We start from the raw sequence: 12,340 nt of genomic DNA, 5'->3' as shown, positions 1-12,340 counted from the left end.
TTGATCTTCGACGGCCGCAATCTGTATGAACCCGAGGCGATGACCGAACTGGGCATCGACTATCACTCGATTGGACGTCCCTATGCAAGACCCGCTGAAACTACATCCGACTCCGACCGTACCTGACGGCGCGACGCTCGCGCCGGAGGTCGGCGTCATCGCGCGCGAGCGGCTGGCGGCGGCGCGCGTGCTGGTGGTGGGAGACGTGATGCTGGACCGTTACTGGTTCGGTGACGTCAATCGTATTTCGCCGGAGGCGCCCGTGCCTGTCGTGCTGGTGCAAAAGCAGGAAGACCGGCTCGGCGGCGCGGCGAACGTCGCGCGCAACGCGGCGGCGCTCGGCGCGCAAGCAGGCCTGTTGTGCGTGGTTGGGCACGATGAACCGGGCGAGCGCGTCGTGCAACTGCTCGACGATAGCGGCGTCGCGCCGTATCTCGAACGCGATCCGGAACTGCCGACCACCATCAAGCTGCGCGTGTTGTCGCGCCAGCAGCAATTGCTGCGTGTCGACTTCGAAAAAGCGCCCGCGCACGAAGCGCTGCTCGCCGGCCTCGCACGCTACGACGCGTTGCTGCCCACGCACGACGTGATCCTGATGTCGGACTACGCGAAGGGCGGCCTGACGCACGTCACGCAAATGATCGCGAAGGCGCGCGCGGCGGGCAAGCCGGTGCTGGTCGATCCGAAGGGCGACGACTGGGAACGCTATCGCGGCGCCACGCTGATCACGCCGAACCGCGCGGAACTGCGCGAAGTGGTCGGACAGTGGAAATCCGAAGCCGATCTGCTCGCACGCGTGAACAAGCTGCGTGCCGATCTCGACCTGAAAGCGCTGCTGCTGACGCGTTCGGAAGAGGGCATGACACTGTTCTCCGACGAAGGAAACCTGCACGCAGCGGCTGTAGCTCGCGAAGTGTATGATGTGTCCGGCGCAGGCGATACCGTCATCGCGACGCTCGCCGTCGTGCTCGGCGCGGGTCTGCCGCTCGACGAAGCCGTGACGCTCGCGAACCGTGCGGCTGGCATCGTGGTCGCCAAGCTCGGCACGGCCACCGTCGATTACGACGAGCTCTTTCATTGATGCACGCGCGCGCCTGAACGCACGGCGCGCGACTTGTCTGCGCATCCGTTGACTCTCATCACAGCAGGACGTTCATGACTCTCATCGTCACCGGCGCGGCTGGCTTTATCGGCAGCAATCTCGTCAAGGCACTCAACGAACGCGGCGAAGACAAGATCATCGCCGTAGACAACCTGACACGCGCTGACAAGTTCAAGAATCTCATCGATTGCGAAATCGACGATTATCTCGACAAGACTGAATTCGCCGAGCGCTTCGCGCGCGGCGACTTCGGCAAGGTCCGCGCGATTTTCCATGAAGGCGCCTGTTCGGACACGATGGAAACCGACGGCCGCTACATGATGGACAACAACTTCCGCTACAGCCGCGCCGTGCTCGACGCGTGTCTTGCGCAGGGCGTGCAGTTTTTGTATGCGTCGTCTGCGGCGACGTATGGCGGTTCGACGCGATTCGTCGAAGAGCGCGAAGTCGAAGCGCCGCTCAACGTGTACGGCTATTCGAAGTTCCTGTTCGATCAGGTGATCCGGCGCGTGCTGCCCACAGCGAAAAGCCAGATCGCGGGCTTTCGCTACTTCAACGTGTACGGGCAACGTGAAGCGCACAAGGGACGCATGGCGTCGGTGGCGTTCCACAACTTCAACCAGTTCCGCGCCGAAGGCAAGGTGAAGCTGTTCGGCGAGTACAACGGTTACGCGGCGGGCGAGCAGACGCGCGATTTCGTTTCTGTCGAAGATGTGGCGAAGGTCAACCTGTATTTCTTCGATCATCCGGAGAAATCGGGCATCTTCAATCTGGGCAGCGGACGCGCGCAGCCGTTCAACGATATTGCCTCGACGGTCGTCAACACGCTGCGCGTATTGAACGGCGAGCCGGCGCTGTCGCTCGCGGAGCTGGTGCAGCGCGGGCTGATCGAATACGTGCCGTTCCCTGACGCGCTGCGCGGCAAGTATCAGTGCTTCACGCAAGCGGATCAGACGAAGCTGCGTGCAGCGGGCTACGACGCGCCGTTCCTGACGGTGCAGGAAGGCGTCGATCGCTACGTGCGTTGGCTATTCGGCCAGGTGTAAATCGTTCGCACACCTCTTTACAGTGGAGTCTCCCGGTTGGTGATCGTCACCGACCGGTGTTTCAGGGAGATTCCACATGTTCAAAAAAATCCTCGTCACGGCGGCCATGCTCGCCGCTTTCGGCCAGGCGTTCGCTTCGGTCGATGTCAACACGGCTAACGAATCCGCGCTACGCGGCATCAAGGGCATCGGCCCTGCGAAAGCCAAAGCAATCCTCGACGAACGCGCGGCACACGGTCCGTTCAAGGACACCACTGATCTCAGCAAACGCGTCAAGGGCTTCGGCGGCCATACCGTCGAGCGTCTGCAGGCGGAAGGTCTCGCTGTCGGCACATCGGGCGCTGGTGCGACGGCTGTCGCTGCTGCTGGCGCAGCGGCTGCGTCGCCGAACGCGAAGGCCACGACCGTTGCGAAGAACGACGCGGCCGTGGTGGTCAAGAAATAGCGTGTTGCTCTGATCGTATGAATGCGGGTGTCTGATGCGCGTTGCAGAACGCGCGGTCGGGCACTCGCCTCCAGTCTCGACGTTTTCCTGGCACGGGTGTCATCGCCCTCCCTTAAGCCGTCACCGCAATGACTGGCTCCCGCGGCAGTTCCAGTCTGCCGCGGCTTTTTGCGTTTCGGCGCATGGCGCGACACACACCAAAGCGGAACGGGGGCATCCATGCGGGCGACAGGGGCTGCCGGCAGCGCTACGCCTGGTAGTTTAGAATCGACGGATTCAAGACTTTGCGCACCGTCACCGCACGCACCCGATATGGCTTACAAAACGATTGAAGACACGATCGGCAATACGCCCCTCGTCCAGCTCGTCCGCCTCGTAGACGACGACATCCGCGCCCGCAACAATGTCGTGTTGGGCAAGCTGGAAGGCAACAATCCCGCCGGTTCGGTGAAAGACCGTCCCGCGCTTTCGATGATCAAGAAAGCCGAGCAGCGCGGCCGCATCAAACCGGGCGACACGCTGATCGAAGCGACCAGCGGCAATACGGGTATCGCGCTGGCCATGGCGGCGGCGATCAAGGGCTACAAGATGGTCCTGATCATGCCCGAAGATCTTTCGCTGGAGCGCCGTCAGAGCATGGCTGCATACGGCGCGCAGATCATGCTGACGCCCGTCACGGGCGGCATGGAGTACGCACGCGATCTCGCCGAGCAGATGCAGCGCGAAGGCAAGGGCATCATCCTCGATCAGTTCGCGAACCCGGACAATCCCGTCGCGCACTACGAAGCCACCGGCCCGGAAATCTGGCGGGACACGGAAGGGCGCATCACGCACTTCGTATCGGCGATGGGCACGACGGGCACGATCATGGGCGTGTCGCAGTATCTGAAGGAACAGAATCCCGGTATCGAGATTGTCGGCGCGCAGCCGGAAGAGGGTTCGCGCATTCCAGGCATCCGCAAGTGGCCGGAAGCGTATCTGCCGAAAATTTTCGACCGCAGCCGCGTCGACCGGATCGAACCGGTGAGTCAGGCGGCGTCGGAAGCGATGGCGCGCCGGATGGCGGCTGTCGAAGGCGTGTTCTGCGGCATTTCGTCGGCGGGCGCGTGCGAAGTGGCGTTGCGCGTCGCGCGTCAGGTGGAAAACGCGACCATCGTGTTCATCGTCTGCGATCGCGGCGACCGCAATTTGTCGAGGGGGGTGTTTCCTGCGTGAAGCGGGCCGCGCGTCACGCGCGGCAGATCAGCAAAACAAAAACGCCGGCAGAAGCCGGCGTTTTTTATGCAGCAGCGTAAAGCGCTTATTGCGACTCAGCCGGCGCCGCCGCATTGCCCGCTGCATCCGTTGCCGCCATTTGCGCCTTCACTCGCTCGCCTAGCTGGTACACCGCGAGCGCGTAAAAGAAGCTGCGGTTGTAACGCGTGAGCACGTAGAAGTTCTTCAGGCCCAGCGTGTATTCCGTCGCGCGTCCCGGCGACGGCAGATCGACGACAGTCACGGGCGTACCCGCTTCAGCCCCGATATCGAGTCCCGGCTGGTTCATCAGCATGCCCGCCTTCAGCAGTTGCTGCAGCGACCAGCGCGGCTCCGGCGCGCCTGTCGCAGCCGCCTGCGCGACGCCGAGGCTGCCCGTGTCCGTCGCGATGTTCCACACGACGGGGCGGCCTGTTTCCCAGCCGTTCTTGTTCAGGTAGTTCGCAACACTGCCGATCGCGTCGGCCTGGCTGGTGCGCAGATCGATGCGCTTGTTGCCGTCGTAATCGACTGCGTACTGCACGATGCTGCTCGGCAGAAACTGCGGGATGCCGATCGCGCCCGTGTACGAGCCGAGCACCGTGGTCGGATCGATTTGCGAATCGCGCGTCCACACCAGATAGTCTTCGAGATTCTTGCGGAACGTGATCATGCGATCCGCGCGGTTCGGCGTGTTCGGATAATCGAACGAGAGCGTGGTGAGCGCGTCGAGCACACGGAAGTTGCCCATGTAGCGCCCGTAAATCGTCTCGACGCCGATGATGCCGACGATCACTTCAGGCGGCACGCCGTACTGCTCATACGCGCGCTGCAGCGTGGCCTGATTCGCGCGCCAGAATTTCACACCCGCGTTGATGCGCACCGGGTCGAGAAAGCGCGCCTGATACACGCGCCAGTTCTTGACGGAGGGCGTGGGCGAGGGCGTCACCAGTTTGACTGCCGTCGCCGAATAGCTGACGCGCCCAAACAGCGCGTGCAGCGCAGCGGGATCGAAGTCGTAGCGGGCCGCCATGTCGTTGATGAAGCCATCGACATCGGGATTGTTCGCGTAGCGCTGCGGAACGATCTCTTCCTCGAAAGTCTGTCCTTGCGTCGGCTGCTCGGGCTGGCCCTGCGCGAGCTGCACGCGCGGCTTGCTGCCGGCGCTCTGCGCCGAAGCCGGACTCGCGCCCCATGCGATGCTCAGTGCGGCAGCTACAGCCGTTGCGCGTAGCCAATGTTGTGCGGACAGAGCAAGCTTGACGGTCATGGTGAACTGGAAGTGTGCGGGCGAAAAAAGTTACGGGGCAGTATACCCGACGGGGTTGTCGAAACTGTGCAGAAGCGTTGCGGCATCACGGTCTGGGGGCATCGTGTGGTAACTTCGTGGTATTCGCGCAACCTGCTTGCGTCAATGGACGGAGACATGCAGCGTGCTCCCGCTTCTGGCGAAGCGCACTGCCCGAAATCAACACATGGCAACCGGTTTTTATTCACACGCAGACTGTCTGCAACATGAGATGGGTCAATGGCATCCCGAATGCCCGGCCCGGTTGCAGGCGATCGAAGACCAGCTGATCGCGAGCCGCATCGGCGAGCTGATCGAGCGCGAGTCCGCGCCGCTTGCCGACGAAGCCGCGCTGCTGCGCGTGCATACGAAGGCACACGTCGACTACATCCGCGAGCGCGCGCCGCGCGAAGGCTACGCCGAGATCGACCCCGACACGTCGATGAACCCGCATACGTGGAATGCCGCATTGCGCGCCGCGGGCGCCGCCGTCGCCGCGACGGACGCCGTGATCGCAGGGCGTTACGACAATGCGTTCTGCAGCGTGCGTCCGCCGGGTCATCACGCAGAACCGGCGCGCGCGATGGGCTTCTGCTTCTTCAACAACGTCGCGATTGCCGCGCGTCATGCGCTCGAGGTACATGGGCTCGAACGCGTCGCCGTGATCGACTTCGACGTGCATCACGGTAACGGCACGGAAGCCGCGTTTTCGAACGACTCGCGTGTGCTGATGTGCAGCATCTTCCAGCATCCGTTCTATCCGTTCACGGGCGCCGACAATCAGGCGCCGAACATGTGCAACGTGCCGATCGCCGCGCGCTCGAAGGGCATGATGGTGCGCGAAGCCGTCGACATGATCTGGCTGCCGCGTCTCGAAGCGTTCAAACCGCAAATGCTGTTCGTGTCGGCGGGTTTCGACGCGCATCGCGAAGACGATCTCGGCAACATGGCACTGGTCGAAGACGACTACGCGTGGATCACGGATCAGATTCGCCAGGTCGCGGCGAAGTACGCGAAAGGGCGCATCGTCAGTTGCCTGGAAGGCGGCTATAACCTGTCGGCGCTCGGACGCAGCGTCGTCGCGCACGTGCGGGCGCTCGCGGATATCTGAACGCGGGCAGTACATAGGCATCGGAGAAGGTCATCATGAACGCAGCGGCTCAACTGATCGACGTCACGCACGACGCTTATGACCTGCGAGGCGTCGTGCGCGTCACGTTGAACCGGCCGGATGCGTTCAATGCGTTGTCCGAGGCCTTGCTCGATGAACTGCAACCGCAACTTGCCGAGATCGCGAAGAGCGATGCGCGGGTGGTCGTGATTGCTGGCGCGGGTCGCGCGTTCTGCGCTGGCCACGATCTGAAGGAAATGCGCGCGGCGCCGTCGCTGGCTTACTACCAGTCGCTCTTTGCGCGCTGTACGAAGATGATGCTCGCGATCCAGCGCATGCCGCAGCCGGTGATCGCGCGTGTGCACGGCATCGCGACGGCGGCGGGCTGTCAACTGGTGGCGATGTGCGATCTTGCCGTCGCCGCGGATACCGCGCGTTTCGCGGTGTCGGGCGTCAATCTCGGCCTGTTCTGCGCGACGCCTTCGGTGCCGCTGTCGCGCAATCTGTCGCGTAAGGCCGCGCTTGAAATGCTGCTCACCGGCGATTTCATCGACGCAATGGCAGCGAAGCAGCAAGGTCTCGTGAATCGCGTGGTGCCGCTCGACATGCTCGATGCCGAAGTCGCGGCGCTGGCGAAAAGTATTTGCGTGAAGCCACGCGAGGCAGTCGAAGCGGGCAAGGGCCTGTTCTATCGTCAACTGGAGATGGGCATCGAGGCCGCATATCAACTGGCTGGGCAGACGATGGCCTGCAATATGATGGACGAGTCGGCGCTCGAGGGCGTGCAGGCGTTCATCGACAAGCGGCCGCCCGACTGGCCGCATACTTCTGGCCGCTGAACCGGCCGCCAGGCCATCTTATTCCGACCGCTTAAGGATCCACGCGACGAGCGCATCGATCACGCGCTCGCGGTCGAGGTCGTTCATCGTCTCGTGGTAGCTGCCTTCGTAGAGCGTGAGCGTCTTGTCGGGCGAACCGGCGTGCGCGCCGAAATCGCGGCTGCCGTCCGGCTCGGTGAGTTTGTCGGCGGTGCCGTGCCAGATCAGCAGCGGCGTGCGCAGCCCCGCGCGGCCTTGTTCGATGCGCTGCATCGCCAGCAGGATTTCGGCGCCCGTGCGCGCCGGAATCGCACCGTGATGCACGAGGGGATCGTTGCGGTTGGCTTCGACGACGCTTTGGTCACGCGACAGCAGCGCCGCATCGATTTTCATCGCCGGGAAGCTGGGCCACAGGCGGCTGATTTTCTGGCTCAGCGCGAGCATCCAGCGCGGCACGTCGCGGCCCGGCGCGAGCGCGGGACTCGACAGGATCAGGCCGCTGAGCGCGCGGCCGTGTGTCGCGTGCTTTTCGACGGCGTGCAGCGCCGCAATCGGGCCGCCCATGCTGTGACCCATCACGAACAGCGGGCCGTCGCTGCGGGCGGCCTCGGCGATCAGCGCGTCCGCGTCGTGCAGATAGTCGTCGAAACGCTCCACCCATGCCCGGCGGCCCGGCGCCTTGCCATGGCCACGCAGATCGATGGCGATCAGCTCGATGCCATTTGCATTGAGCGACTGCGCCAGCGCTGCATAACGTCCAGCGTGTTCGGCAAGACCGTGCACCAGCGCGACGGTCGCGCAACGCAAGCCCGCTGCCCGCCAACGATAGAGCGGTAGCTCGACGCCGTCGCGGGTGCGCACCCGCGAGAGTTCCGCATGCGGTGCAATGGGCGCGGCGGCGTGGGAGGTCTCCATGAGCATTTGTCCGATCTTTATAGGTTGCGCTCGATCATAGCGGCACGCGCATGACCGTTCGCAGCGATTGAAACGGGACAATCCTCTAATTCCTGTGTGTTATGAAAGATGCGGAATTGATTATTAAAGGATATGACGCGACTACGGTAAAATCGTTGGTTCAAATCCCAATAAAAGCCACGGCGGCCAGGGCCTGGAGCGCATCGCGTTCGCCGGCAAGTCCGCCGTTTCGTTTTTCATGATCGAACTACGCAATCTATCGCAGCGGTTTCCAGGGCCTCGGGGCTGGGTCGAAGCGCTGCACAATGTCAATCTGACCGTGCCTCAAGGCGAGGTGTTCGGCATCATCGGACGCAGCGGCGCCGGCAAGAGCACGCTGGTGCGCACCATCAATCTGCTGACGCGCCCGACGGAAGGCAACGTCGTCGTCGACGGCCGCGATCTCACGACGATGCCCGCCGGGCAACTGCGCGAAGCGCGTCGCGAGATCGGCATGATCTTCCAGCACTTCAACCTGCTGTCGTCGCGCACGGTGTTCGACAACGTCGCGCTGCCGCTCGAACTGGCGGGCATGAAGCGCGCGGAGATCGAGGCCAACGTGCTGCCGCTGCTCGAACTGGTCGGCCTGTCGGCACAGAAGGACCGCTATCCGTCGCAGATCAGCGGTGGGCAAAAGCAACGTGTCGGCATTGCGCGCGCGCTCGCGAGCAAGCCGAAAGTACTGCTTTCCGATGAAGCCACCTCCGCGCTCGATCCCGAAACGACCCGCGCAATTCTCGATCTGCTCAAACGCATCAACCGCGAACTGAAGCTGACCATCGTGCTGATCACGCACCAGATGGAAGTGATCAAGCAGGTGTGCGATCGCGTCGCCGTGCTCGACAACGGCCGCGTGGTCGAAGAGGGCAAGGTCATCGACGTGTTCCTGCAGCCGCATCACGAGGTCACGCGCGCGCTGATCGGCGACGTGATCGCGCAGGAGCTGCCGCCGGCGATGAAGGCGCGCGTCGCCGAGCGTCTGAAAACGGGCAGCGGCCATTTGCTGCGCCTCGCGTTCACGGGCTCGGGCGTCGATCAGCCGATTCTCTCGGAGACGATCCGCCGCTACGAACTGGACTTCAACATCCTGCATGGCCAGATCGACGAGATTCAAGGTCAGGCGTTCGGTTCGCTCGCAGTGCTCGCGGGCGGCGAACCGGCGAAGGTCGCGCAGGCGATGACGTATCTGCGCGAACAGGGCGTGGTGGTCGAGGAGTTGTCGTATGTTGAGTGAAATGTTCGATATGTTCGTGCAGTCGTTCTGGGAGACGCTGATCATGGTCGGCATCTCGGGACTGATCGGCGCGGCCGTCGGTCTGCCGCTCGGCGTGCTGCTCTATCTGACCGACCGTCAGGGCGTGCTGCAAAACATCGCCGCGAATCGCGTGATGGGCGTGATCGTCAATGCCGTACGCTCGACGCCGTTCATCATTCTGCTCGTCGCGGTGATTCCCTTTACGCGTCTCGTGGTTGGTTCGTCGATCGGGACGGCGGCGGCTGTCGTGCCGCTGACCATCGCCGCTGCGCCGTTTATCGCGCGTCTGGTCGAAACTGCGTTGCGCGAAGTCGATCGCGGGCTGATCGAAGCCGCGCAGGCAATGGGCGCGACCACGTCGCAGATCGTGGTCAAGGTGCTGCTGCCTGAATCGCTGCCGGGCATCGTCGCCGGTCTGACGATCACGTTCGTCTCGCTGGTCGGCTATTCGGCGATGGCGGGCGCGATCGGCGGCGGCGGTTTGGGCGATCTCGGCATCCGCTACGGTTATCAGCGTTTTCTGCCGGAAGTGATGGTGACGGTCGTGGTGATCCTGATCGTCTTCGTGCAACTGGTGCAGTCGTTCGGGGATTGGCTCGTGCGTCGTTTGAGCCACAAATAAATACTTCTAAAAGACAAAGGTTTGGTCATGCAACGTCGTTTTATTCTGAAGGTCGCGGCCGTGTTCGGCGCGGCATCGCTGATCGGCGCATCGTCGCTCGCATTCGCTGACGACTCGATCAAGGTCGGTGTGACGGGCGGTCCGCACGCGCAGATCATGGACGTCGTGAAGACGGTCGCGGCGAAGAACGGCCTGAACATCAAGGTCATCGAGTTCTCGGATTACGTGCAGCCGAACGCGGCGCTCGCAGGCGGCGACCTCGACGCGAACAGCTACCAGCACGACCCGTATCTGCAGGCGCAGGTGAAGGATCGCGGCTACAAGCTGATCAAGATCGCCGACACCGTGACCTACCCGATGGGTATCTACTCGAAGAAGATCAAGTCGCTGGCCGAACTGCAATCCGGCGCGAAGATCGCCGTGCCGAACGACCCGACCAACGGCGGCCGCGCGCTGCTCCTGCTGCAAAAGCAGGGCTTGATCAAGCTGCGCGCCGATGCAGGCCTGAAGGCAACGCCGCTCGATATCACCGAGAACCCGAAGAAGCTGAAGATCGTCGAACTCGACGCCGCGCAGATTCCGCGCTCGCTCGGCGACGTCGACGCCGCCGCGATCAACACGAACTTCGCGATGGAAGCGGGCCTGAAGCCGAAGCAGGACGCAATCGCGATCGAAGATCCGAAGGGTCCGTATGTGAACATCATTGCGATCCGCGAGGCGGACCGTAACAAGCCGTGGGTGGCGAAGCTGGTGGCGGCTTACCACTCGCCGGAAGTGAAGCAGTTCATCGAAAGCAAGTTTGGCGGCGCGGTGATTACGTCCTGGTAATGCTGGGCTGAACCTCGTGAACTCGGGCCGCGCGGCCCGTATTCCACGCGATTGGCAGACATCGGTAGGAACCCGGACTTGGCTTCCGGGTTTTTTCCGGTTTAGAATAGCACGACCGTTCGCTATTTCCGTCACGCCGTCGGGGAGCGATATCCTCAACACCAAGCAATCCCGGAGCGGCTGCCGCAGAGGCTATCGCTATAATGTCCGTCGGGTTGACGTATTCGTAACTTTGGAGCGTGTGCATGAAAATCCTGGTGCCAGTCAAGAGAGTGGTTGACTACAACGTGAAGGTCCGTGTGAAGTCGGACAACACGGGTGTCGACATTGCGAATGTGAAGATGTCGATGAATCCGTTCGACGAAATCGCCGTCGAAGAGGCTGTGCGTCTGCGGGAAGCAGGCGTGGCGACGGAAGTGATCGCCGTGTCGGCGGGCGTCACGCAATGTCAGGAAACGCTGCGCACGGCGCTGGCGATCGGCGCGGACCGCGCGATCCTGATCGAATCGAATGAAGATCTGCAGCCGCTGGCTGTGGCGAAGCTGTTGAAGGCGCTGGTCGACAAGGAACAGCCTTCGCTCGTGATTCTCGGCAAGCAGGCCATCGACGACGATTCGAACCAGACCGGCCAGATGCTGGCTGCGCTGGCGAACCTGCCGCAGGCTACTTTCGCGTCGAAGGTTGTCGTGGCTGACGGTAAGGCAACTGTTTCGCGCGAAGTGGATGGCGGTGCTGAAACGCTGTCGCTGACGCTGCCCGCAGTCGTGACGACCGATCTGCGCCTGAACGAGCCGCGCTACGTGACGCTGCCGAACATCATGAAGGCGAAGAAGAAGCCGCTCGAAACCGTGAAGCCGGAAGATCTGAGCGTCGATGTCACGCCGCGTCTGAAGACGCTGAAGGTCAGCGAGCCACCGAAGCGCTCGGCTGGTGTGAAGGTGGCCGACGTGAAGACGCTGGTCGACAAGCTCAAGACCGAAGCCAAGGTGCTTTGATTTTTTCGGGCACTCGGAGACGAATGAAATGACGATTCTGGTAATTGCTGAACACGACAACGCGGCGCTCAAGGCAGCGACGCTGAATACGGTTGCCGCTGCGCAGAAGATCGGCGGCGATGTGCACGTGCTGGTCGCTGGCCACAATGCGCAAGGCGCGGCTGATGCAGCTGCGAAAGTTGCTGGCGTAGCGAAAGTGCTGCTGGCTGACGCGCCGCAACTGGCTGCGGGCCTCGCGGAAAACGTCGAAGCGACGGTGCTGAACATCGCCAAGGACTATTCGCATATCCTCGCGCCGGCGACGGCTTACGGCAAGAACATCGCGCCGCGTATCGCCGCGAAGCTCGACGTCGCGCAGATCAGCGACATCACGGCGGTCGATTCGGCCGATACGTTCGAGCGTCCGATCTACGCGGGCAATGCGATTGCGATCGTGCAATCGGCTGATCCGATCAAGGTCATCACGGTGCGTTCGACGGGCTTCGACCCGGTGGCAGCGGAAGGCGGCAGCGCATCGGTCGAGAAGATCGAAGCAGCGGCTGACACGGGCCTCTCGCAGTTCGTGAGCCGTGAAGTGACGAAGCTGGACCGTCCGGAACTGACGTCGGCGAATATCATCGTGTCGGGTGGCCGTGGTCTGGGC

The 12,340-nt window shown here is 62.8% G+C and carries 13 protein-coding genes; 11 read left to right on the top strand and 2 right to left on the bottom strand.

Going from position 1 to position 12,340, the window contains the following annotated elements; genetic code table 11:
- The first annotated feature begins 82 nt into the window (after window positions 1–82).
- From rfaE1 to cysM, 4 genes are all read left to right on the top strand, one after another.
- A complete protein-coding gene (gene rfaE1, locus DK391_RS42355; protein WP_109483974.1) occupies window positions 83–1,081 on the top strand; it encodes a D-glycero-beta-D-manno-heptose-7-phosphate kinase in 999 nt (332 codons plus the stop codon).
- A gap of 74 nt (window positions 1,082–1,155) precedes the next feature.
- Window positions 1,156–2,148 carry an ADP-glyceromanno-heptose 6-epimerase gene (gene rfaD / locus DK391_RS42350; protein WP_109483973.1) on the top strand — a complete coding sequence of 331 codons (993 nt, stop codon included), beginning with the start codon at window positions 1,156–1,158 and terminating at the stop codon, window positions 2,146–2,148.
- Between the two features lie 76 nt (window positions 2,149–2,224).
- Complete coding sequence (locus DK391_RS42345; protein WP_109483972.1) at window positions 2,225–2,593, top strand: helix-hairpin-helix domain-containing protein; 369 nt, start codon at window positions 2,225–2,227, stop codon at window positions 2,591–2,593.
- A 312-nt stretch (window positions 2,594–2,905) separates the two neighbouring features.
- Entirely contained in the window at window positions 2,906–3,808 is a 903-nt protein-coding gene (cysM, locus tag DK391_RS42340) for a cysteine synthase CysM (RefSeq protein ID WP_109483971.1), read from the top strand.
- 85 nt (window positions 3,809–3,893) lie between these two features.
- Here the strand turns inward: cysM and mltB are convergent, their stop codons facing one another.
- Window positions 3,894–5,096, bottom strand: a complete 1,203-nt coding sequence (mltB, locus tag DK391_RS42335; RefSeq protein WP_109483970.1) for a lytic murein transglycosylase B — start codon at window positions 5,094–5,096, stop codon at window positions 3,894–3,896.
- Between the two features lie 205 nt (window positions 5,097–5,301).
- On the opposite strand from mltB, the gene DK391_RS42330 reads away from it, so the two are divergent.
- Window positions 5,302–6,225, top strand: coding sequence for a histone deacetylase family protein (locus DK391_RS42330; RefSeq protein ID WP_109483969.1), 924 nt, complete (start codon window positions 5,302–5,304; stop codon window positions 6,223–6,225).
- Between the two features lie 35 nt (window positions 6,226–6,260).
- On the top strand, window positions 6,261–7,064 hold the full coding sequence (locus DK391_RS42325; protein WP_109483968.1) for an enoyl-CoA hydratase: 804 nt from the start codon (window positions 6,261–6,263) through the stop codon (window positions 7,062–7,064).
- 18 nt (window positions 7,065–7,082) lie between these two features.
- Here the strand turns inward: DK391_RS42325 and DK391_RS42320 are convergent, their stop codons facing one another.
- A complete protein-coding gene (locus DK391_RS42320) occupies window positions 7,083–7,958 on the bottom strand; it encodes an alpha/beta hydrolase (RefSeq protein WP_109483976.1) in 876 nt (291 codons plus the stop codon).
- A 238-nt stretch (window positions 7,959–8,196) separates the two neighbouring features.
- Between DK391_RS42320 and DK391_RS42315 the strand changes: the two genes are divergently transcribed.
- From DK391_RS42315 to DK391_RS42295, 5 genes are all read left to right on the top strand, one after another.
- On the top strand, window positions 8,197–9,231 hold the full coding sequence (locus tag DK391_RS42315) for a methionine ABC transporter ATP-binding protein (RefSeq protein WP_109483967.1): 1,035 nt from the start codon (window positions 8,197–8,199) through the stop codon (window positions 9,229–9,231).
- Window positions 9,221–9,874, top strand: a complete 654-nt coding sequence (locus DK391_RS42310; RefSeq protein WP_109483966.1) for a methionine ABC transporter permease — start codon at window positions 9,221–9,223, stop codon at window positions 9,872–9,874. The genes DK391_RS42315 and DK391_RS42310 overlap by 11 nt, the downstream gene beginning before the upstream one ends.
- Before the next feature lie 27 nt (window positions 9,875–9,901).
- Entirely contained in the window at window positions 9,902–10,702 is an 801-nt protein-coding gene (locus DK391_RS42305) for a MetQ/NlpA family ABC transporter substrate-binding protein (protein WP_109483975.1), read from the top strand.
- 245 nt (window positions 10,703–10,947) lie between these two features.
- A complete protein-coding gene (locus DK391_RS42300; RefSeq protein ID WP_109483965.1) occupies window positions 10,948–11,697 on the top strand; it encodes an electron transfer flavoprotein subunit beta/FixA family protein in 750 nt (249 codons plus the stop codon).
- A gap of 28 nt (window positions 11,698–11,725) precedes the next feature.
- Window positions 11,726–12,340, top strand: a 615-nt coding sequence (locus DK391_RS42295) for an electron transfer flavoprotein subunit alpha (RefSeq protein ID WP_109483964.1), incomplete at its 3' end; no start/stop codon positions are given.

Origin of the sequence: Paraburkholderia sp. C35 (assembly GCF_003121405.1) — a bacterium.
GTDB lineage: Bacteria > Pseudomonadota > Gammaproteobacteria > Burkholderiales > Burkholderiaceae > Paraburkholderia.
The sequence above is the reverse complement of the archived record's forward strand: the minus strand, read 5'-3'. Positions and strand labels throughout refer to the sequence as shown.